Annotated in this window: 21 protein-coding genes and 1 riboswitch; of the genes, 13 read left to right on the top strand and 8 right to left on the bottom strand. The window is 54.3% G+C overall.

Annotation, left to right across the window (positions count from 1 at the left end; genetic code table 11):
• The first annotated feature begins 3 nt into the window (after positions 1 to 3).
• Genes sufD through HY272_07185 form a run of 5 tightly spaced genes read left to right on the top strand, consistent with a single transcriptional unit; the run spans position 4 to position 3811 of the window.
• Positions 4 to 1344, top strand: a complete 1341-nt coding sequence (gene sufD, locus HY272_07205; GenBank protein MBI3772470.1) for a Fe-S cluster assembly protein SufD — start codon at positions 4 to 6, stop codon at positions 1342 to 1344.
• Positions 1341 to 2609, top strand: coding sequence for a cysteine desulfurase (locus HY272_07200; GenBank protein ID MBI3772469.1), 1269 nt, complete (start codon positions 1341 to 1343; stop codon positions 2607 to 2609). The genes sufD and HY272_07200 overlap by 4 nt, the downstream gene beginning before the upstream one ends.
• Positions 2606 to 3055, top strand: a complete 450-nt coding sequence (locus HY272_07195) for an SUF system NifU family Fe-S cluster assembly protein (GenBank protein MBI3772468.1) — start codon at positions 2606 to 2608, stop codon at positions 3053 to 3055. Before HY272_07200 ends, HY272_07195 begins: the two co-directional genes overlap by 4 nt.
• Positions 3056 to 3071: 16 nt before the next feature.
• Complete coding sequence (locus HY272_07190; GenBank protein MBI3772467.1) at positions 3072 to 3461, top strand: DUF59 domain-containing protein; 390 nt, start codon at positions 3072 to 3074, stop codon at positions 3459 to 3461.
• A gap of 26 nt (positions 3462 to 3487) precedes the next feature.
• A complete protein-coding gene (locus HY272_07185) occupies positions 3488 to 3811 on the top strand; it encodes a non-heme iron oxygenase ferredoxin subunit (protein MBI3772466.1) in 324 nt (107 codons plus the stop codon).
• A 20-nt stretch (positions 3812 to 3831) separates the two neighbouring features.
• On the opposite strand, the gene HY272_07180 is transcribed toward HY272_07185, so the two are convergent.
• Genes HY272_07180 through HY272_07160 form a run of 5 tightly spaced genes read right to left on the bottom strand, consistent with a single transcriptional unit; the run spans position 3832 to position 8426 of the window.
• On the bottom strand, positions 3832 to 5082 hold the full coding sequence (locus HY272_07180; GenBank protein MBI3772465.1) for a 3-deoxy-D-manno-octulosonic acid transferase: 1251 nt from the start codon (positions 5080 to 5082) through the stop codon (positions 3832 to 3834).
• Complete coding sequence (gene lpxL, locus HY272_07175) at positions 5066 to 5998, bottom strand: LpxL/LpxP family Kdo(2)-lipid IV(A) lauroyl/palmitoleoyl acyltransferase (protein ID MBI3772464.1); 933 nt, start codon at positions 5996 to 5998, stop codon at positions 5066 to 5068. Before lpxL ends, HY272_07180 begins: the two co-directional genes overlap by 17 nt.
• Before the next feature lie 60 nt (positions 5999 to 6058).
• The gene (locus tag HY272_07170; GenBank protein MBI3772463.1) at positions 6059 to 7387 is read right to left on the bottom strand and encodes a TolC family outer membrane protein; all 1329 of its coding nucleotides are present in this window, start codon (positions 7385 to 7387) and stop codon (positions 6059 to 6061) included.
• 16 nt (positions 7388 to 7403) lie between these two features.
• Positions 7404 to 7724 carry a hypothetical protein gene (locus HY272_07165; protein ID MBI3772462.1) on the bottom strand — a complete coding sequence of 107 codons (321 nt, stop codon included), beginning with the start codon at positions 7722 to 7724 and terminating at the stop codon, positions 7404 to 7406.
• Positions 7725 to 7769: 45 nt separating this feature from the next.
• Positions 7770 to 8426, bottom strand: a complete 657-nt coding sequence (locus tag HY272_07160) for a protein-L-isoaspartate O-methyltransferase (protein MBI3772461.1) — start codon at positions 8424 to 8426, stop codon at positions 7770 to 7772.
• 182 nt (positions 8427 to 8608) lie between these two features.
• Positions 8609 to 8704, top strand: a riboswitch (TPP riboswitch).
• A 90-nt stretch (positions 8705 to 8794) separates the two neighbouring features.
• Here HY272_07160 and thiC point away from each other — a divergent pair.
• The 7 genes from thiC to HY272_07125 all read left to right on the top strand — a co-directional run bounded on the left by thiC (position 8795) and on the right by HY272_07125 (position 17534).
• Entirely contained in the window at positions 8795 to 10684 is a 1890-nt protein-coding gene (thiC, locus tag HY272_07155) for a phosphomethylpyrimidine synthase ThiC (GenBank protein MBI3772460.1), read from the top strand.
• 59 nt (positions 10685 to 10743) lie between these two features.
• The gene (gene recQ, locus HY272_07150) at positions 10744 to 12573 is read left to right on the top strand and encodes a DNA helicase RecQ (protein ID MBI3772459.1); all 1830 of its coding nucleotides are present in this window, start codon (positions 10744 to 10746) and stop codon (positions 12571 to 12573) included.
• A gap of 257 nt (positions 12574 to 12830) precedes the next feature.
• Entirely contained in the window at positions 12831 to 13904 is a 1074-nt protein-coding gene (gene rfbB / locus HY272_07145; GenBank protein MBI3772458.1) for a dTDP-glucose 4,6-dehydratase, read from the top strand.
• Positions 13901 to 14791, top strand: coding sequence for a glucose-1-phosphate thymidylyltransferase RfbA (gene rfbA, locus HY272_07140; protein MBI3772457.1), 891 nt, complete (start codon positions 13901 to 13903; stop codon positions 14789 to 14791). Before rfbB ends, rfbA begins: the two co-directional genes overlap by 4 nt.
• Positions 14788 to 15333: a dTDP-4-dehydrorhamnose 3,5-epimerase gene (gene rfbC, locus HY272_07135; protein MBI3772456.1), complete on the top strand. Its 546-nt coding sequence runs from the start codon at positions 14788 to 14790 to the stop codon at positions 15331 to 15333. Before rfbA ends, rfbC begins: the two co-directional genes overlap by 4 nt.
• A complete protein-coding gene (gene rfbD / locus HY272_07130; protein ID MBI3772455.1) occupies positions 15333 to 16220 on the top strand; it encodes a dTDP-4-dehydrorhamnose reductase in 888 nt (295 codons plus the stop codon). Before rfbC ends, rfbD begins: the two co-directional genes overlap by 1 nt.
• Before the next feature lie 204 nt (positions 16221 to 16424).
• On the top strand, positions 16425 to 17534 hold the full coding sequence (locus HY272_07125; protein MBI3772454.1) for a histidinol-phosphate transaminase: 1110 nt from the start codon (positions 16425 to 16427) through the stop codon (positions 17532 to 17534).
• A 58-nt stretch (positions 17535 to 17592) separates the two neighbouring features.
• Here the strand turns inward: HY272_07125 and HY272_07120 are convergent, their stop codons facing one another.
• The 3 genes from HY272_07120 to HY272_07110 form a co-directional block, all read right to left on the bottom strand.
• Entirely contained in the window at positions 17593 to 17982 is a 390-nt protein-coding gene (locus HY272_07120; GenBank protein MBI3772453.1) for a YkgJ family cysteine cluster protein, read from the bottom strand.
• Positions 17983 to 18059: 77 nt separating this feature from the next.
• Positions 18060 to 19127, bottom strand: a complete 1068-nt coding sequence (locus HY272_07115; GenBank protein MBI3772452.1) for a homoserine O-succinyltransferase — start codon at positions 19125 to 19127, stop codon at positions 18060 to 18062.
• A gap of 20 nt (positions 19128 to 19147) precedes the next feature.
• Positions 19148 to 19993: an ATPase gene (locus HY272_07110; GenBank protein ID MBI3772451.1), complete on the bottom strand. Its 846-nt coding sequence runs from the start codon at positions 19991 to 19993 to the stop codon at positions 19148 to 19150.
• A 54-nt stretch (positions 19994 to 20047) separates the two neighbouring features.
• On the opposite strand from HY272_07110, the gene HY272_07105 reads away from it, so the two are divergent.
• Positions 20048 to 20893 carry a sulfurtransferase gene (locus HY272_07105; protein ID MBI3772450.1) on the top strand — a complete coding sequence of 282 codons (846 nt, stop codon included), beginning with the start codon at positions 20048 to 20050 and terminating at the stop codon, positions 20891 to 20893.
• Positions 20894 to 20902 lie beyond the last annotated feature (9 nt).

Below are 20902 nucleotides of genomic sequence, written 5' to 3'. Positions count from 1 at the left end.
GTTATGAATACCGCAAGTGCCATAGAGTTTTATCAGCAGGAGTTTAACGACGCCACGGCTAAATTACCGGCCCGTAATTCCACCCGCGTGCAACGCTTGCGCCTCGCCGCGCTGGCTCGCTTTACAACGTTGGGTTTTCCAGGCGTTCGTGACGAGGCATGGAAATATACCCGCCTTACTTCATTTGAAAAGCAGCAATTTAAAATCGTCGCTAAAAATGAAATCAAGCTTGGCGACGCTGTGTTGCAGGCATTGGCGAAAAGTCATGATTTGCCAGGGTACACACTGGTATTTATCGACGGCTATTATGCACCGCACGTTTCCGCAGGCGATCAGTTACCGGATGGGATTTCTATGATCTCGCTGGGCCGGGCATTGGAACAGGAAGATGACGTCGTCATGCAGGCTCTGGAGCAGGTGAACGAGAACCTAAGCAACGGTTTCACCGCCCTGAACATGGCCTATCTGTCCGATGGTGTCAGCCTGCGGATTGCCAAAAATACTGTGATACCGGCACCGGTCAATTTGGTATTCATTAACCAGGGACGCGAAAACAGTGGTACCTATCTGCGCCACTTGATAACTCTGGAGCCTGGCAGTCAGGCGAGTATTACTGAGACCTATATTGGCCTTGGTGACAACAGCTACTTCACTAACAGCCAAACTGAAGTCATGGTGGGCGAAAATGCTCGGCTCGATTATTACACGCTGCAGCAACAGGGAAATAAAGCGGTTCACGTTGCTGGATTGAACGTCGTACAGCAGGCCGATAGCCGCTTCGCCTATCACTGCTTTTTGCTGGGTGGCCAGCTGGCGCGACAAGATTTTAAAACTGTCCTGGCGGCCGAAGGCGCGGAATGTTTGGTCAACGCCTTGCTGCTGGGTCAGGGACGGCAACACATCGATCTCCATACTCATGTCGAGCACGCCGTGTCCCACTGCGCCAGCCGCGAGTACGTGCGTGCCATTCTCGACGAGCGGGCGCGCGGTGTGCTGGATGGTAAGGTGATCGTTCAGCCGCAGGCGCAAAAGACGGATGCGCGCCTGGTGAGCAACAATCTGTTGCTTTCGCACCATGCGGAAATGGACGTCAAGCCGCAGCTCGAAATTTATGCCGATGATGTCAAATGTGGCCACGCTGCTACGGTCGGACAATTGGATGATAACGCCCTGTTTTATTTGCGTTCACGTGGCCTGGACGAAACAACTGCCCGTACCTTGATGACCTATGCCTTTGCCGCCGATATTATCGGTCGCGTGCCTAAGGGGGTACTGCGTGACAGTTTTCAGCAGCGCGTCTTGACCCACATGCCACAGGCGCTGCATGTCAGGGGGCTGCTATGAATACGACCGCATGTGATGTCCGGCCAGCCGCCTCAGCCGAGACCGGCTTTGATGTCGAAAAAATCCGCCACGATTTTCCGATTCTGCAGCAAGAGGTGTATGGCAAGCCGCTGGTCTATCTCGACAATGGTGCCAGCAGCCAGAAGCCGCAATGTGTCATCGATGCGATCACTCAGTGTTACGCGCACGATTACGCCAATGTTCATCGCGCAGTGCACGCACTGGGCGAACGTGCAACGCAGGCCTATGAAGGCGCGCGCGGTAAGCTCAAGTCATTCATCAATGCCCGCGATGAAAAGGAGATCATTTTTGTCCGTGGCACCACCGAGGCGATCAACCTGGTGGCGCAGAGCTATGTCCGGCCGCGCCTGAAATCAGGTGATGAGATTTTGATCACTGGCATGGAGCACCATTCCAATATCGTACCGTGGCAAATCGTCTGTGAACAAACCGGCGCGATTTTACGCGTGGTACCGATCACCGATGATGGCGAGCTGGAGATGGAGCAAGCGCTGCGCCTGATGACACCACGCACCCGGCTGGTAGCGTTGACGCATATCTCCAATGTGCTGGGGACGATTAACCCGCTGCAGCGGATAATCCAAGCCGCCCACAGCATGGATATTCCCGTGCTAGTGGATGGTGCCCAGGCCGTGCCGCACATGGCCGTGGACGTGCAGGCGCTTGATTGTGATTTTTACGCCTTCTCTGGTCACAAGATGTATGGTCCCAGCGGAATCGGCGTGTTGTACGGCAAGCAAGAATTGCTGGAAGAGATGCCGCCCTATCATGGCGGCGGCGACATGATCCGCAGCGTCAGTTTCGAGAAGACCGAATACAATGTGCTGCCATACAAATTCGAGGCCGGCACGCCCCATATTGCCGGTGTCATCGGTCTGGGCGAGGCGGTTGATTACTTAACGGGTATTGGTCTGGCGGCGGTAGCGCAGCACGAGAAAACGTTGCTTGATTATGCCAGCGCTGTGCTGAGCGAGATACGCGGTTTGCGGATCATCGGTCAGGCGCGAGAGAAAGCGAGCATTGTCTCATTTACCATCGAAGGTATTCATCCGCACGACATCGGCACCATCGTCGATCGTGAAGGAATCGCCATCCGCGCCGGTCATCATTGCGCGATGCCGCTGATGCAACGTTATGGATTGCCGGCGACGGCACGCGCTTCGTTTGGAATTTATAACACGCTTGAGGAAATAGACAGCCTGGTCAATGCGTTGCATAAAGCGCAGGAGTTATTCGGCGTATGAATGATGTCCGCGATCTTTATGAAGCGTTGATTTTGGATCATAACCGTCAGCCGCGTAATTTCGGGAAACCGGTGGGATGCAATTACCAGTCGCACGGGATTAATCCCTTGTGCGGCGATGATATTACAGTCTATCTTACAGTGGAGAACGGCATGATCAAAGATGTCGGCTTTAGCGGCCAGGGATGCGCTATCTCGACCGCCTCTGCCTCGTTGATGACGGAGGCACTCAAGGGCAAAACCGTCGCAGAAGCTGAGGAACTGTTCAGTCACATGCACCATCTGTTGACGCGGGAAAATGGTGTGGCGTCGGATTTGAGCGGTCTCGGCAAACTGAAAGTATTGGCCGGCGTACACGAATTCCCCGCGCGCGTTAAATGCGCTACTTTGGCTTGGCATACCATGCATGCGGCGCTGCATGGTGAAAAGTCCACTTCCACTGAATAGATAAGGCAGGTACACCGTGTTTGATAAATGGTGGGGACAATCGGAAAATCAAGGAGCTTCAGGTGCCGATGTGGTACCTGAAGCGCAGCGCCCAGCAGAAGATGAAGCGCTGAAACAGCGCGTGATTGAAATGCTGCGCACGATTTATGACCCGGAAATCCCAGTGAATATTTATGATCTCGGCTTGATATACGAGATTCATGCGTCGAATTACGGCTGCGTCAATATCAAAATGACACTCACCACCACCGGTTGTCCGGTGGCGCAGAGTTTTCCAGGTGTGGTGCAGGCACATATCATGACAGTGGCAGGGGTCACGGAAACCAATGTCGAGATTGTGTGGGAGCCGCCCTGGAGCCGTGAGCGGATGTCGGATGCTGCCAGGTTGCAGCTTGGAATCTATTGATGCAGCACAAACTAATGAGGTAGTCCATGTCGGATTGGGTAGCGGTGGCTCGCGTTACTGATTTTCCAGCCGGGGAACGGCGCGTTGTTGATGTCGAAGGCGCCATCATTGCCGTCTTTAATCTCCAAGGAAAATATTACGCTATTGAAGATGTCTGTACTCATGATGGCGGCGAGTTAGCCAGTGGCGAGCTTGTCGGTGACGATGTCATCTGTCCCCGCCATGGTGCCCGCTTTTGCATCAAAACGGGGGAAGTCAAAGCACCGCCCGCGACTCAGCCTGTCGATATCTTCCCGGTACAGGTGTTGAATGGTGTGGTTCAGGTCAAGGATGATCGTTGGGACCAGTAGGGGCGATTCATGAATCGCCCCTACAAATATTTTTCGAGGGCATGAAGATAACGCTCGGTTACGTCATAGTTTTTACTTAATGCATGTTGTGCCGCTTGTCCCATGGTCACGAGTTTGTCGGGGCTGACGAGCAGTTCGCGGATCTTTTCGATGAGTTCATCGTAATTATTGACCTGAACAGCGGCTTGATTGTGCAGTAATAACTCGCTTTCGTCACGGAAGTTGTCCATGTGCGGGCCAAAGATCGCAACCTTGCCGAGTTGTGCCACCTCTAGAATATTCTGGCCACCACGTGGAATTAACGAGCCGCCGACAAAAACCAGAGAAGCCCCGGCGATAAAAGACGGAAGCTCGCCAAAGGTATCGGCGAAGTAAATCTGTGTGTCGCGGGTCACCGGTTGCTCAAGACTGCGTAAGGCGCAGTTCATCCCCAAGTCCCTGAATTGTTTGACCAGTGTTTCACCACGATGTGGGTGGCGTGGCACGATCACCAATAAATAATCACGATCCAGGCCAGCCTTGAACCAGGCGCGACTGATTTGTAATTCTTCATCGGCGTGAGTGGAGGCGGCGAGCACCCAGGGACGGGACAGAGAAATCGTCGGCATTGATGTATTATTCGCGGGTTGAGAGAATTTGAGATTGCCAAGGGTTTCAATGTGTTCAGATGGCACTCCCAGCGCTTGAAAATGTTGTCCATCGGCAGCGGAGCGAGCCAAAACCTGAGTGACATTGCGCAAAGCCTGCTGGTAAATGGCACGTATCCAGGCCGGCTTGTTTAACGTGCGGCGCGATAGCCGCCCATTGATGATAATCAACGGTATATTGCGTTGAAGACATTCGGCGTAGAGCCGCGGCCAGATTTCGGTTTCCAAAACGATTAATGCACGGGGCTGGATGTGATCCAAACAATGTTGTACCGCAGATTGAAAATCCAGTGGCAAGAAAAAATGTCCGATGCCAGCGGGCAAGCGACGGGCACAAGTTTCGGCGCCACTGGCGGTGATCGTGGATACGATCAACGGTAACTGCGGATGATGATGACGCAAGGCATCAATCAACGGTCGCGCCGCATTAACCTCGCCGACGGAGGCCATGTGCAGCCAGAGCGGATGATCGTTGCGTAATGGTAACTGCTTGCCTAAACGCTGTTTGGAAAGGCGCATGTTGTCGCTGCGCAATCCTTGCCAAATGCTGTGCGCTGCCAGCAGCGGAGATAATGCGGTAAAAATAAACCGGTAACGCCAGTCAGGTTTAGCGCTGGTAGGCATTGACTTCTCCAGCAGGACGGTTCTTGAAGCGGCGGTGTGTCCAGAGATACTGGGCGGGCGCTTTGCGTACTTCCTTTTCGATCAAGGCATTGGTACGAGTCGTGTCAGTAAGATCATCACCGGAAGGGAAGTGCTCCAATGGTGGTTGAATCGTCAGTTGATAGCCGGAGCCATCGTCCAAGCGGTGAACAAAAAAAGGGACTATCGCGCAGCCGGTCATTCTGGCGATGCGTGTCGTGGCCGTCAGGGTGGCGGCAGGGATGTTGAAAAAAGGTGCAAACACTGCGTTGATAGTACCGAAGTCCTGGTCCAGTGCATACCAGCAGGTGTGACCTTGCTTCAGGGTGCGGATAAGATCACGGATGTCATTACGATCGATAGCGCGTTCAAATTGACGTTCGCGGCTGCCACGCATCACGGCTTCGAATAACGGGTTACGATGTGGTTTGTACATCACATAAAATGGGACATGCAGCGCCAATAGTCGGCCACCGATTTCCAGGCAAGTGAAATGGGCGCTGAATAACAGCACACCTTTGCCTTGAGCTTGGGCAGCGTGCAGATGCTCCAGTCCCTGTATATGACAGAGTGGCTCGAGTTTTTGTTGCGGCCCCCACCAGCACCAGGCAATTTCGAATAGCGAGATACCCGTTGAGCGAAAATTCTGTCGCAGCAATGCTTGCCGTTCCGATAGGCTTAGTTCCGGAAAACAGAGCAGCAGATTGGTGGCAGCGATGTGGCGCCGCCGGGGCAATAGCCAATACATGAGGTCGCCGGTGACTGAGCCAAGTAACAGCAGGCCGCGATAGGGCAGGAAACAGCTCAGCCGCAACAGACCAAGGCCGAGCCACAACAGCCAATAGCGAGGGCCGAGAAACGAGAGGGGATTGAAAGAGGTGCCAGATTGGTCGCTCAAAGTCCGATGACGCTCTATAAAAATAAAGCGGTCAGTTTACCGCGATATGATCCACAGTAGTTAATGTACCAGCCAGTTGTTGATCTGTTCCAGGTCGGTGCCAGCCAAAATTCCCGAGGCTTGTTTCAGTCGTAACGTGGAGAGGATGTAGTCATAGCGGGCGCGGGAGTGGTTGCGCTTGGCGAGGAAGAGGTTGCGGCGCGAAGTGAGTACATCGACCGTCGTGCGGGTGCCGACCTGGTAACCGGCTTCGGTGGCATCAAGTGCGCTTTGTGACGAAACAACGGCTTGTTGCAAGGCTTTGACGCGGCCAATTTCAGTCAACACGCCGAGATAGGCGTCACTGGTTTCGCGCACCACGGCGCGGCGTTGTTGTTCCAGTCCTTCCTTGGATTGAGTGAGCTGGGCCTGACCTTCACTAATCCCGGCAGAGATGCCGCCGCCATGGAATAGCGGCATTGTAAGCTGTACGCCGACAGAATTTTCAGTACTTTCGCGGCCACCGAACGTGCCGCCACCCAGATCGGTGTAACTGTGGCTGGCGACGAAATCCAATTCCGGGTGTCGGCCCGCACGGCGTTGGTCCAGGCCATGACGCGCGGCAGCGACAGCGGCTTCGGCGGCCAGCAATTTTGCATTTTGCTGCAAGGCGTTCTCGATCCAACGATCGACAGAGTTCGGATCGGGCTCGATGAGTGAGATATTTTCGCTCAATGAATTGAGGTTGGCCGGGAGCTTGCCGGTGATCTCCAGTAATGCCTGCATGCTGGTTTTAAGTTGGCTGTCGGCGGCGATTTCAGTGGCTAGCGCAGTGTCATACGCGGCCTGTGATTCGTGAACGTCGGTGATTGCGATCAAGCCTACCTGAAAGCGCTGTTTGGTTTGTTCCAGTTGCCGCGCAATGGACTCTTTCTCGGCCTGGCTGAAGCTGAGATTGTCCTGGGCGGCGAGTGCATTAAAATAGCTTTCGGCGACACGTAGCACCAGGTTTTGAGATGCGGCATCATAGTTGGCCTGCGCTTGCGCGTAGAGTGCATCCGCCTGACGATATTGGGTGATGAAATCGCGGCGATAAAGCGCCTGGCGTAAATTTACCGAATAGCCCTTGGTGTTATAACTTACTTCACCATTGGGGATGGAGCCGGTAGAGTTTTCGGTTTTTTGATTGGTATGTGTTGAATTCGCGCTCACATCAATATTGGGCAGATATAGCGCTGCATTTTTTCGGCGGCCGGCGTCGCTACCTTCTCGTGCTGCAGTGGCGGCGCGCAATTGTGGATCGCTCTCTTGTGCCTGGTGGTATATCTGTACCAAGTCCTCGGCCAATATCGACGGACTGCTGGCCAGGAGCGAGAGGGCTCCAATGAAAGGTAATATTGGACGGCGCATAGGGTGTGGTCGTTGTTTAGTAGCGAGGCATGTCGGCGGCGATGTCGCAGGCCCAGGCATCGATGCCGCCCACGAGATTGATCAGATTCTCATAACCATTGCTGCGCAGATACATGCCGGCCCGCTGGCTACGATTACCATGGTGACAGATCAAAATGATCTCTTTGTCCTGTGGCAGTTGGGGTAGCGCGCGCGGTAACTGTGCCAATGGAATGTTGACCGAGTTGGGGATGACGCAGATCTGCACCTCAAAAGGTTCGCGTACGTCGAGCAAGAAAGGCTGTTTTTCAGCGTGCTGCAAGTGGTGATGAACCTGTTTGGCGTTAAGTTGGCGCATGGTGTTGGTCTCAATATTAGTTACGGCTAATATATTGCCGGGGATTCAGAAAGTAAACCTGGAAGGTTGCGGGGCATTGGTCAGCGGTTTGATCGAGGTTTCAAACAGCGATTCCCGGCTCCATTCATTGTCCCCGGTGCGGGTAATCAAGATCGCTTCCATTACTGGCGCATCGCCCACCACGGCGACCAAGCGGCCACCCCGTTGTAGGGATTGTTGAAAACTCAGCGGTAGTATCGGCAACGAACCCGTAATGAGGATGACATCATAGGGTTGGTGCAATGGCCACCCATGGGTGGCATCACCGGTTTTCAGGGTGACGTTGTTGATGCCCTGGGCGTGCAGTAACATAGCCGCGTTCTGGATAAAATCAGGATGAATATCAACGCTATAGACTTGGCGCCCAGCGCGGGCCAGAAGCGCGGTGACATAACCGCTGCCGGTACCAATTTCCAGGATAGTGTCGCTCGAATCAATGTTCAGGGCCTGCAGCATCCGGCCCACAATTTTCGGGGCAAGCATGGCTTCGCCATGGCCCAGCGGAATCTCGGTGTCGGCAAAGGCCAGGCCCTGAAAACGTTGGGGGACAAAGGCCTCGCGCGGTGTGGTGTGGATCAAATCGAGCACCCGTTGGTCGAGCACGTCCCAAGGGCGGATCTGTTGCTCAATCATATTAAAACGGGCCAGAGTGATATTGTTCATGCTTGGTTCCCTAAATTCGGAATTATTTATTGCTATGAATAGATGAAGATAAAGCACATTGCCCAGCTGAAGCAAGTCGGTTCGGTGCCGGCTGGCTGCTATTTGGTTGATAAATAGGAATTTTTGTAAGGATGACGCGGGGTTACGGCTTGTTAAAAATGGCGCATTGGGCTATCTTTCCAACCTGTAGCTAGGGGTGCTCGTGACAAACGAGCTGAGATCAAACCCTTTCACCTGATCCGGGTTGTGCCGGCGTAGGGAAGCGCATTCACCCATCTCCACCGCCGATGGGCGGTTTGGTTCTTCCTTCCTCGCCCAACGCATACCTTAATCAGGTGCAAGTTTAATTGCTTATCCAAGGTGAGCCTATGAGTGCCGTGCCAGAAGAGTTTTTGCGCAAGACTTCCCGTGTGTCGGAAGAAGTGTGCCGTCCATTTCCGAAGTCGGAGAAGATTTATCAGCAAGGCTCACGGGTGGATATTCGCGTGCCGATGCGCAAAGTGACGCAGTCGCCAACGCAAAGCGATTCGGGCATTGAAGAAAATCCGCCGGTTTATATTTATGATACCTCGGGGCCTTACACCGATCCGGCGGTGAAGATTGATTTGTTCAAAGGATTGCCGGATGTGCGCAGCTGCTGGATTGCGGAGCGTGGCGATACGGAACAGTTGAATGATTACGCCTCTGAGTACACGCGGCAACGGATGCGCGATCCGGCGCTGGCTGCGTTGCGATTCGAACACCTCCGCACACCGCGTCGCGCCAAGGCCGGTGCCAATGTGACGCAGATGCATTATGCCCGTCGCGGCATCGTCACCCCGGAAATGGAATACATTGCGATTCGCGAAAACCTGCGCCTGCAGGCGTTGCGGGCGGATGTGCGTTATCAAAAGTTGCTGCGCCAACATCCGGGGCATTCCTGGGGGGCGAATATTCCTGATGAGATCACGCCTGAATTTGTGCGCCAGGAAGTCGCAGCCGGGCGTGCCATTATTCCGGCCAATATCAATCATCCTGAATTGGAGCCAATGATTATCGGCCGTAATTTCCGGGTCAAGATCAATACCAATATCGGTAATTCCGCTCTGTCATCGTCGATTGAAGAAGAAGTCGAGAAGATGGTGTGGTCCGCACGTTGGGGCGGCGATACCTTTATGGACCTCTCCACCGGCAAGAACATTCATGAGACGCGCGAATGGATTTTGCGCAACGCGCCGATGCCGATCGGCACGGTGCCGATTTATCAGGCCCTGGAAAAAGTGAACGGCAAGGCCGAAGACCTGACCTGGGAAATGTTTCGCGATACCCTTATTGAGCAGGCCGAACAAGGCGTGGATTATTTTACGATTCATGCGGGCGTGTTGTTGCGCTACGTGCCGCTGACCGCGAATCGCGTGACCGGTATCGTTTCGCGTGGTGGCTCGATCATGGCCAAGTGGTGTCTGGCGCATCACCAGGAAAATTTCCTTTATACCCATTTCGAAGAAATCTGCGACATCATGAAGGCTTATGATGTTTCGTTTTCGTTGGGCGATGGTCTGCGGCCGGGATGTCTGGCCGATGCCAATGACGCGGCGCAATTTGGTGAGCTGGAAACGTTGGGTGAATTGACCAAGATTGCCTGGCAACATGATGTGCAGGTGATGATTGAAGGTCCCGGTCATGTGCCACTGCATCTGGTGAAAGAAAATGTCGACAAGGAATTGCGCGATTGTTTCGAGGCACCGTTCTATACCTTGGGGCCGCTGGTGACCGATATCGCGCCGGGCTACGATCACATCACCTCGGCGATCGGCGCCGCCAATATCGGTTGGTATGGCACCGCGATGCTGTGTTACGTCACACCCAAGGAACATCTGGGTTTGCCTAATAAGCAGGATGTACGCGATGGCATCATCGCTTACAAAATCGCTGCGCATGCCGCCGATCTGGCCAAGGGTTTTCCGGGCGCGCAATTGCGTGATAATGCGTTATCAAAGGCGCGCTTCGAATTTCGCTGGGAAGATCAGTTCAATCTCGGCTTCGATCCGGAAAAAGCGCGTGAATTCCACGATGCGACACTGCCCAAGGATGCGCATAAGGTGGCGCACTTCTGTTCCATGTGCGGGCCTAATTTCTGCTCCATGAAAATTACCCAGGACGTGCGTGACTTCGCGGCCAAACAGGGCATCTCCGAAACCGAGGCCCTGAAAAAAGGGATGCAGGAAAAGGCGGTGGAGTTCGTGCGGCAGGGTGCGCAGATTTATAAAAAGGCGTAAGGGTTGCATGACTCCATCACCGTGATTGCAATGCTGAATTTCAAGGCGTGAAAGCCATGATGACCTTGCCGGTGGATGACCCGCTGCCGCTGAAAATTCTCCGTAGTGTCTTCGGTTATGAGCGTTTCCGTTCGCCGCAGGATGAGGTGATCGCCACGCTGATGGCGGGGAGCGATGCGTTGGTGCTCATGCCCACCGGCGGCGGAAAATCTTTGTGTTATCAGATTCCCGCCATTGCCCGGCCAGGGACGGGGATAGTTGTTTCGCCGCTCATTGCGTTGATGCAGGATCAGGTGGCGGCGATGACGCAGGCCGGTGTGCGGGCGGCTTATCTCAATTCCACGCTTGATGCCACGCAGGCGCGCGCGATTGAGCAGCAGTTGCTGCGCGGTGAGCTTGATCTGCTTTATGTTTCCCCCGAACGTTTGATGTTGGAGCGCACGCTCAATTTAGTTGCGCGGGCCAAAATAGCATTGTTTGCCATTGATGAGGCGCACTGCGTCTCGCAGTGGGGGCACGATTTTCGGCCTGAATACATTCAGCTTTCGGTGTTGCATCAACGGTTTCCCGCAGTGCCGCGCATCGCGCTTACCGCTACCGCCGATGAACCGACGCGACGTGAGATCATTGCGCGCCTTGGGCTGGAAGAAGCGCGTGTCTTCATCAGCAGTTTCGATCGGCCCAATATCCGTTATCGCATTGCCGAGAGTAACGGCAGTAATGCCCGTGAACAGTTGCTGCGCCTGATACATGACGAGCACAAAGGTGATGCGGGTATTGTGTATTGTTTGTCACGCAAGCGTGTCGATGAAGTGGCTGAGTGGCTCGCCGCCAAGGGGCTCACGGCGTTGCCGTATCATGCCGGGTTGAATGCCACGGTACGTTCCACCCATCAGGCGCGCTTTCTCAAGGAAGAAGGCGTGATCATTGTCGCCACCATTGCCTTTGGCATGGGCATCGATAAACCCAACGTCCGTTTCGTGGCACATCTTAATCTGCCCAAGAGTGTCGAGGCCTATTATCAGGAGACTGGCCGCGCCGGTCGCGATGGACTGCCTGCGACCGCTTGGATGAGCTATGGCCTGAAGGATGTCATTACCTTGCGTCAGATGCTGGAGTCCTCCGAAGCTGACGATGCACACAAGCGTGTCGAGCGCCACAAACTCGATGCCATGCTCGGTTTGTGTGAGCTCACCACCTGCCGTCGTCAGACATTGTTGAAGTATTTTAGCGAGACATTGTCCGTGCCCTGCGGCAACTGTGATAACTGTCTTGTCGCCCCCGAGACCTGGGATGCCAGTGTCCAGGCCCAAAAAGCCCTGTCTTGTGTGCATCGCACCGGGCAGCGGTTTGGTGTGAACTATTTGATTGATGTCTTGCTCGGTAAGGATAATGAGCGTATCCGCAATTTCGGACACGATGTGCAGAGCACATTTGGTATTGGCAAGGAACTGGATGCCGATGCCTGGCGCGGTCTATTCCGCCAGCTCATCGCCCGCGGACTGCTTGCCGTTGATCTTGAAGGGCACGGCGCCTTGCGGCTCACCGATGGCTGTCGCGCTGTGTTGCGTGGTGAGGAACGCCTGATGCTGCGGCGTCATGTGAAGCAGGAAAAGACCAAGGCGGTTGCCCGCAATCGCATTGTCTTCAAACATGAGGCGGATAGCCGATTGTGGGAAGACTTGCGCTTGTTGCGGCGGGAACTGGCCGATGAGCAAGGCGTGCCGCCCTACGTAGTCTTCCATGACGCCACGTTGATGGAAATGGTCGAATCCCGGCCGCAGACCCTGCGCCAACTGGCGCGTATTTCCGGTGTCGGTGAGCGTAAACTTGAGGCTTATGGCGAGGCGTTTATCGAGCTGATTCGGGAACACGCGTCTGCGTCATGAGCAGTAAATCATTGCCATGCCTATGTTATTATGGCGACATTTATTAATTCGGCGATTAGTGACATCTGATGATTAACTTCCCTCCCCCTTGCAGGGGGAGGGTTAGGGTGGGGGTAGAACGTTGGAAGTTGCAGACAGTTCACCCCCATCCCAGCCTTCCCCTTAAAAGGGGGAAGGCTGGGATGGTACGATGTATTTAGTCGCCCGGTTAATAGCAGGCATTTTTATCCTGGTAGGTGTGTGGTGTGACGAATCTTCTGGCGAACAAGACAATTCTGGTGACCGGCGGGGCCGGGTTTATCGGCTCGGCAGTGGTGCGACAGCTCATCGCTTGCGGCGGCGTGCGGGTAGTGAACCTCGACAAGCTGACCTATGCCGGCAATCTCGCGACGGTGTGCGAGGTGGCCGATAGCCCGCGTTACCATTTCGAGAAGGTCGATGTCTGCGATGCTGTCGCGCTGAAACGCGTGTTTGATCAATACCGGCCCGATGCCGTGATGCACCTCGCGGCCGAGACGCATGTCGATCGTTCCATCGATGGCCCGAAGGCGTTTATTGAAACCAATGTGATGGGTACCTATATGCTGTTAGAAGCAGCGCGTAGTTATTGGCGCGATTTATCCGTCGAGCAAGCGAAGGCGTTTCGTTTTCTTCATATCTCGACCGATGAAGTCTATGGTTCGCTGGGGGCGGAAGGTTATTTCACCGAGACTTCGCCCTATCAACCAAATTCGCCTTATTCGGCGAGCAAGGCTGGTTCCGATCACCTGGTGCGCGCCTGGTGTCACACTTATGGTTTCCCAGTGCTGACCACCAATTGTTCCAATAACTACGGTCCGTATCAATATCCGGAAAAACTGATTCCGTTGATGATCTTCAATGCGCTTGATGGCAAGCCATTGCCGGTGTACGGCACGGGCAGCAATATCCGTGATTGGCTTTATGTGGAAGATCATGCGCGTGCATTGTGTCTGGTGTTGGCGCAAGGCCGAGTGGGCGAGGTCTATAACATCGGCGGCCATAACGAAAAAACCAATCTCGAAGTCGTGAACACCATTTGTGCCTTGCTTGATGAATTACGGCCGGAGACCCAAGGACAATCTTATCGACGCCTGATTACGTTTGTGCAGGATCGGCCGGGTCATGATCAGCGTTATGCTATTGATGCCTCGAAGATCGAGGCAGAGTTGGGCTGGCGGCCGCAAGAAACCTTTGAATCCGGATTGCGCAACACCGTGCGCTGGTATCTGGATAACGCACAGTGGTGGTTGAGTAGTATCGATCAGAACTATCAGCGTCAACGCCTCGGTTTGCAGGAGACAAAACAATGAAGGCTCAAGCTACGCGCAAGGGCATTATTCTCGCCGGGGGATCTGGTACGCGGCTATATCCGTTGACGCAGGTGGTTTCCAAGCAGCTGCTGCCGGTGTATGACAAGCCGATGATTTATTATCCGCTGTCAGTGCTGATGCTGGCCGGGATTCGGGAGATTCTGATTATTTCCACACCGCAGGAATTGCCGCGGTTCCAGCATTTGCTGGGGGATGGTAGTCAATGGGGATTGGATTTTAGCTATGCCGGGCAACCAGAACCCAATGGCCTGGCCGAAGCCTTTATCATTGGCCGCGACTTTTTGAATGGCCAGCCTTCGGCCTTGGTGCTGGGTGATAACATCCTTTACGGTCATGACTTGTCGCATGCGCTACAGCATATCGAGCCTGTTGGCGCGACGGTTTTTGCCTATCCGGTGAGTGATCCGGAGCGCTATGGCGTGGTGGAGTTTGATAAAAGCGGTCGGGCCTTGTCAATCGAGGAAAAGCCGAAAAACCCCAAGTCACATTACGCCGTCACCGGACTTTATTTTTACGATCGGCAAGTCGTCGATATCGCAAGTAATCTGAAACCATCGCCCCGTGGCGAGTTGGAAATTACCGATGTCAATAATCATTATTTGTGTGCTGATCAATTGCAAGTACGGTGCCTGAGTCGCGGTATGGCCTGGCTGGATGCAGGTACGCACGGTTCCTTGCTTGAGGCGGGACATTTTATTGAAACGTTGGAAAAGCGCCAGGGATTGAAGATTGCTTGTCCGGAAGAGATTGCCTACCGCATGGGGTATATCAGCGCTGAACAGCTGGAAGCGCTGGCGCGGCCATTATTGAAAAGTGGTTATGGTGAATATTTGTTACGTATGTTGAATGAGCCGATGTTTTTATGAAAGCAATTGCAACCAAAATTCCTGATGTGTTGATTCTTGAGCCGAAGGTATTCGGTGACGAACGCGGGTTTTTCTACGAGAGTTACAATCGTGCCGTTTTCCGGGAACTCACGGGCATCGATACCGACTTTGTCCAGGATAACCATTCACGTTCCGCCACCAATGTCCTGCGTGGGCTGCATTATCAGATTCAACAGCCGCAGGGCAAGCTGGTGCGAGCGGTGATGGGTGAGATCTACGATGTCGTGGTCGATATCCGCCGTGGTTCACCTACTTTTGGGCGGTGGGATGGAATTTATCTTTCGTCAGCCAACAAGCGCCAGTTGTGGGTACCTGCGGGTTTTGCCCATGGTTTTCTGGTAGTGAGTGATTATGCGGAAGTGCTCTATAAAACCACGGACTATTGGGCGCCGCAGTATGAGCGGAGTATCGCCTGGAATGATCCACGGCTTGCCATTGATTGGCCCTTGATTGACGAGCCGATTCTGTCGGCCAAGGATCAAGCGGGTGTGCCTTTGGCGCAGGCGGAGTTGTACGGCTGATGCGTATTTTGTTGACCGGTGCCCAAGGTCAGGTGGGTTACGAATTACGCCGTACCTTGGCAACGCTCGGTGAAGTAATCGCGTGCGACCGGCGTGAGCTTGACTTGAGCCAGCAAATGCAGATCCGCGACAAGGTTCGTGCGGTGAAACCGCATCTGCTAGTGAATGCGGCAGCCTATACGGCGGTAGATAAGGCAGAGACCGAACCGGAGCTGGCCGAGGCGATTAATGCGACTGCGCCAGCGGTGATGGCCGAAGAGTGCGGTAAGCTCAATGCTGCTTTGGTTCATTATTCCACCGATTATGTTTTTGATGGCACGGCAACGCAGCCTTATCGAGAAGATGATGTGCATAATCCGCAGAGCGTTTATGGCGCCAGCAAATTGCGCGGCGAACAGGCGGTGCGCGCTAGCGGCGCCAGTCATCTGATTTTGCGCACCAGTTGGGTCTACGGCATGCGCGGCAAGAATTTCCTGCTCACTATCCAGCGCCTGGCGCGTGAGCGTGAGGAGCTGGCGATTGTGAATGACCAGGTGGGTGCTCCGACCTGGTCGCGTAATATCGCTGAAGCTACAGCACAGATCGTTGCGTGGTGTAATGGTTCTGGTCAAACATTGAATGAGATCTTGCAAACCGTCGGCGGAACTTATCACCTGACCAATCAGGGCCAAACCACCTGGTATGACTTTGCCAATACATTGCTACGGATGAGCGAAGGCCGCGAGCCGCGCAAGTTACAGCGGGTGCGGGCGATTACTACGGCGGAATATGGTTTGCCCGCGGCGCGGCCGTTGTATTCCGTGCTGGACGGTTCCAAATTGAATGCGGTTTTTGGGATTGGACTTCCGGCGTGGGAACAGGCGCTGGCGTTGGCGCTGGAATTGTAGAGTTGGTAATTCGAAAATCCAACGCGGAGACCCAGAGACGCAGAGACGCGGAGAAAAGCGCATGAGAAATCGTAACCCCGGTTTCCTGTAAACATTTTGCTTTCTTTGCGTCCTTGGCGGACTTGGCGGTTAAAAGCTTTTGTATTTCTCCGCGCCTCTGCGTCTCCGCGTTGGATCTTAATTATTTTGAGTTGAGGCAGCTGTATGAGTAAAACACTAATCGAACGTGCAGCCCCCGGCGTGCGTGCCCTGCATCCTTATCAGCCTGGCAAACCGATTTCAGAATTAGAGCGTGAGCTGGGATTGAAGGGAATCATTAAGCTCGCCTCCAATGAAAATCCACTCGGCGCCAGCCCCGCGGCGTTGCGTGCCATTGCCGCTGCCAGTCACGATGTCTGGTTATACCCCGATGGTGGCGGTTTTGCCTTGAAGCGGGCGTTGACCGAGTTGCATCAGGTCGAGATGTCGCAAATTACCTTGGGTAACGGCTCCAGCGATCTGCTGGAATTTGCCGTGCGCGTGTTTGTGCAGGCGGGCGATGAAGTATTGTATTCGCAACATTCGTTCGCGATTTATCCGATCGTCACCCAGGCCGCCGGTGGCATTGGTGTTGAAGCACCGGCCAAGGATTGGGGCTACGATCTTGACGCCTTGCAGCGTTGCATCACTGCTAAAACCCGCGTCATTTTCATCGCCAATCCCAATAATCCAACCGGTACCTGGGTAGATGGCAAAGCATTAGATGCCTTTGTCCATGACGTGCCGAAGGATATTTTGATCGTGCTGGATGAGGCCTATTATGACTACGCCCGGCATTTGATTGGCAATGAGCGATATCCTGATACTGTGCCGTGGATCAAACGTTATCCCAATGTTGTCGTGACGCGCACCTTTTCCAAGTCCTATGGTCTGGCTGGATTGCGTGTCGGCTATGCGATTTCCAGTCCTGAAGTTGCCGATCTGCTCAATCGGGTAAGGCCGCCATTCAATGTCAATTTGCTCGCGCTGGCGGCGGCCGAGGCGGCATTAAGTGATGAAGTGCATTTGCGCAAGACAGTTGAATTGAATGCCGTTGGGTTGCAACAGCTGACGCAGGCTTTTGATGAAATGGGCTTGAGTTATATTCCTTCTGTAGGCAATTTTATTTGTGTGGATGTCGGCCGCGAGGCGGCGCCGTTATATCAGGCCTTATTGAAGCAGGGCGTGATTGTGCGGCCGGTCGCGAATTACGCGATGCCGAAACATTTGCGGGTGAGTGTTGGCTTACCGGAACAGAATGCGAAGTTTATTGCGGCGTTGAAGAAGTCTTTGTAATCAGTTCGTTTAATGCGGGCGTGAAAACCCGTATTAAAATCCCGGCATTAAATCAAAGTCACGCCAGCTCCGGCATCATTGCATCCGGCTGAGGCTGTTCTGGCTCATCGAAAGTATCTGGAGTTAACGGTAGTAGGCCATGCGCAATTCGTGCCCTGTCACATTGCGGGCTGGGTTCGCCGTTGAGCCATGCAGGTTGCAATTCGCGGCAGGGTGAGGGGCGCTGCTCATAAATCGAGCAGTCTACGAAGTCACCGACTTTTCCTTCCAGGGCAACACAGCGTGGCTGAGGTTGATTGGTGCCATTCATGGCGGCCAATGATCTACAGACCGAATGTGTGAGTTCGCTTGGTACTGTACCGCCGAGAGACGGTTCGGCTTCAGACCAATAAAAGGATACCCGGTAGTGAGCGCAGCAGGCACCGCACGTCAGACAGGGGGTGGGCATAAATAAGGAGATTCACCTAAGCGGCAAGTCGCCAGCGAACCGATTATAGCCGACCCTTTCTCAAAAATGGGAGGGGGCTACTTCAGTCCGAGCGGATCATTCGGATCGACACCTTCCATAAACGGCAGGCGGCGGTCGCTGTTGGTGATTTGGTAGACCTTGCCGATCCAGTTATTGATCACCGCCTCGGCGCTGTCATGCCAGGTGTTGTCGAGTTCGGGAATAATCAAGGACTCGGGCAGTTCCGGTGGTGTTTTGCCTTTGGCCAGGGCGCGCAGCACATGTTCCCGGTGCTCTTCGAGGATGGCGGCGGTTTTGAGCGGAAAGTAATTCTCGGGTATTGGCGGATAGTCGAGGCATTCACCGCGACTAAAACGCGTGACCTCGCGTTTGTATTCTTTGAGCAGGCTGATGATGTCGTATTCCGGATGACCCTGGAAAAAAACCAGCCGGAACAGATCTTCACTCACCGCTAGGTGGACACTGGCATCTTCGCTTTCCGCGAGTACATGCACGCCCGCCGCCTCAAACTGGGAACGATCCACTTGATTGAAGCGCGAATGAGGGACATCGAAACGGGTGTTGGCACCGATCACCAGTGGATGCATGCGGTCGATGACCTTGTGTGAATACACACCCCAGCGCTTGAAACCGAGCGAGCGGCGCTTCTGGCCATAACGGAATTGCATCACTGCATGCGTGGCGAGACAGGAGCACAATGTCGATGTGACGTTTTCGTAGGCCCAATCGATGACTTCAATCAAAGGATCCCAGAAGGGTTCCAGCGCTAGATCAGGTTGGCTGACATTGGCGCCGGTAATGATCAATGCATCGAGGCCTTTCGCCTTGATCTGGTCGAAGGTTTCGTAATACTGCCGGACATGGGCTTGTCCTTCGGGGCCACGCTGTAGCGCATCCAAGGTGAACGGATGCATGTAAAACTGCGCGATTTGATTTGCCTCACCGACAAGACGAAAGAACTGGCGCTCAGTGGCGGCCAATGCTGAGTCCGGCATCATGTTGAGGAGGCCGATATGCAGCTCGCGGATGTCCTGATGAATCGCATCATCGCCAGGGATGATGGTTTCACCTTCTTCTTCCAGGCGTTTAAAGGCGGGTAGATTGGAATTGGCGACCAAAGGCATCGCAAGCTTCTCCGGATATGTTAAGGCTGACGAGTGATGGCGTGTTCCACCAGCGCGATGAAATCCGCCTCATTGTTGACGCGGGCGAGTTCATCGGTGCTGATGGTGTAGCCATAACGGCTGGCGATCGCTTCATAACGCGGGATGCGCGAATAAAACAGGCGTGGGAACATCCAGCGCACAAAATCATTCGGGTCGATTTGAGCGACATAAGCCAGGCCGCGGTCGACCAGATAATGCTGCAACTGCTCATCCAAAAACGCCTCGCGATAATACAGCGGCTTGGGATCGGATTCGGCGCGCGTGATCAACGCCTGTTCATCGGTCTGCGTCGCTTTGATGTACAGGATTAAGGTATGTTGCGCCAGAATTTCCAGTGTCTCGGGATCGTCGAGTTCGCAAACGCTGCCACCGGCATCGTTGATAAAATGTTCGTAGCCATATATTTCTTGTGCCTTGCGGATGAACTCCGGGACATCGCGCATGGCGGCAACTTCCGCCTTGTGATGCAGTGCCTGGCGACGCTTGAATTCGGTCAGTGCCAGTCCGCCCTGTTCCGGATTGCCCAGCTTGCCGAGAAAACTCGATACCGGTTTAAGATTATCGACCGAGATGTTGTTCTCGATGTAAATTGAATCTGTGCGCAACAAATCACGCAGGAAGGGAATCTGCATCGCCTGTTGTTTGATATTGTCGAGGATCGGCTCGTCGAGATAACGGGTGCCGATGCGATAGTCGCCCGAATAATGGAACCAGTGGCGTTGACGCAGCATGGCCGAAAGCCGGGTCTTGCCGACGCCGGACATGCCGAGCAGGGTAATGGATTTGTGTTCCCAGGCCCGAAATTGTTCTACTGATAACTTCACAGGGTTGCTCCGTGATCATTGATTCTTGCACTATTGTAAGCCAGAGAGGTGTTTATGTCCTTCAATACATTGATTCAGGCCGCCGAACTGGCGGGGCACTTGGGACGACCCGATTGGGTGGTGCTCGATTGTCGATTTTCATTGGCCGACACGACAGCGGGGGAGCGGCAATATGCGGCGGCGCATATTCCGGGGGCGCGTTATGCCCATCTCGACCGCGATTTGGCCGGGCCGATCACGCCAGAGACCGGGCGCCATCCGTTGCCGGAGCCGCACCCATTGACGCATCGTTTTGCGGCATGGGGGATTGGTCCGCGGACACAGGTGGTGACCTATGACGATGCTGGCGGCGTGTTCGCGGCGCGCGCATGGTGGCTGCTGCGGTGGTTGGGGCACATGCAGGTGGCAGTGCTCGACGGCGGTTGGCAGGCATGGCAGGCGCAAGGTCTGTCGGTGACGGCCGAGTTGCCAGCGCCAGCGATGACGGAACAGTTTGTGGCGCAGCCGCGACGCGAATTGTGGCTCAGTACTGGCCAGGTGAAAGACGGCTTGGCGATGGAGGAGATCAGCTTGCTGGACGCCCGTGCGCCGGAACGGTTTCGTGGTGAGGTTGAGCCGATTGATCTCGTGGCTGGGCATATTCCTGGCGCTGAAAATCGACCCTTTAATTTGAATCTGGGTGCCGATGGTTGTTTTCTATCACCGATGCAATTACGTGAGGCATTCGATCCCCTTGCGCGCGACACACCGCATCTGGTGCACATGTGTGGTTCCGGCGTCACGGCTTGCCATAATCTGCTGGCGATGGAGATTGCGGGATATAGCGGATCAAAATTATATCCGGGTTCGTGGAGTGAGTGGATTAGAGATCCGATGCGGCCGGTAGCGCGCGGAGAATAGAGCGAAGGG

The sequence above is a fragment of the Gammaproteobacteria bacterium genome (assembly GCA_016200485.1).
Lineage (GTDB): Bacteria > Pseudomonadota > Gammaproteobacteria > Tenderiales > Tenderiaceae > JACQEP01.
Note: the sequence above shows the minus strand (reverse complement) of the source record. Positions and strands in the feature narration are given on the sequence as shown.

Bases quoted from the DNA above. Each gene is read 5' to 3' on its own strand.
- sufD (MBI3772470.1), top strand. From the start codon at position 4: ATGAATACCGCAAGTGCCATAGAGTTTTATCAGCAGGAGTTTAACGAC.
- HY272_07200 (MBI3772469.1), top strand. From the start codon at position 1,341: ATGAATACGACCGCATGTGATGTCCGGCCAGCCGCCTCAGCCGAGACC.
- HY272_07195 (MBI3772468.1), top strand. From the start codon at position 2,606: ATGAATGATGTCCGCGATCTTTATGAAGCGTTGATTTTGGATCATAAC.
- HY272_07185 (MBI3772466.1), top strand. From the start codon at position 3,488: ATGTCGGATTGGGTAGCGGTGGCTCGCGTTACTGATTTTCCAGCCGGG.
- HY272_07180 (MBI3772465.1), bottom strand. From the start codon at position 5,082: ATGCCTACCAGCGCTAAACCTGACTGGCGTTACCGGTTTATTTTTACC.
- HY272_07170 (MBI3772463.1), bottom strand. From the start codon at position 7,387: ATGCGCCGTCCAATATTACCTTTCATTGGAGCCCTCTCGCTCCTGGCC.
- HY272_07165 (MBI3772462.1), bottom strand. From the start codon at position 7,724: ATGCGCCAACTTAACGCCAAACAGGTTCATCACCACTTGCAGCACGCT.
- HY272_07160 (MBI3772461.1), bottom strand. From the start codon at position 8,426: ATGAACAATATCACTCTGGCCCGTTTTAATATGATTGAGCAACAGATC.
- thiC (MBI3772460.1), top strand. From the start codon at position 8,795: ATGAGTGCCGTGCCAGAAGAGTTTTTGCGCAAGACTTCCCGTGTGTCG.
- recQ (MBI3772459.1), top strand. From the start codon at position 10,744: ATGACCTTGCCGGTGGATGACCCGCTGCCGCTGAAAATTCTCCGTAGT.
- rfbA (MBI3772457.1), top strand. From the start codon at position 13,901: ATGAAGGCTCAAGCTACGCGCAAGGGCATTATTCTCGCCGGGGGATCT.
- rfbC (MBI3772456.1), top strand. From the start codon at position 14,788: ATGAAAGCAATTGCAACCAAAATTCCTGATGTGTTGATTCTTGAGCCG.
- rfbD (MBI3772455.1), top strand. From the start codon at position 15,333: ATGCGTATTTTGTTGACCGGTGCCCAAGGTCAGGTGGGTTACGAATTA.
- HY272_07125 (MBI3772454.1), top strand. From the start codon at position 16,425: ATGAGTAAAACACTAATCGAACGTGCAGCCCCCGGCGTGCGTGCCCTG.
- HY272_07120 (MBI3772453.1), bottom strand. From the start codon at position 17,982: ATGCCCACCCCCTGTCTGACGTGCGGTGCCTGCTGCGCTCACTACCGG.
- HY272_07115 (MBI3772452.1), bottom strand. From the start codon at position 19,127: ATGCCTTTGGTCGCCAATTCCAATCTACCCGCCTTTAAACGCCTGGAA.
- HY272_07105 (MBI3772450.1), top strand. From the start codon at position 20,048: ATGTCCTTCAATACATTGATTCAGGCCGCCGAACTGGCGGGGCACTTG.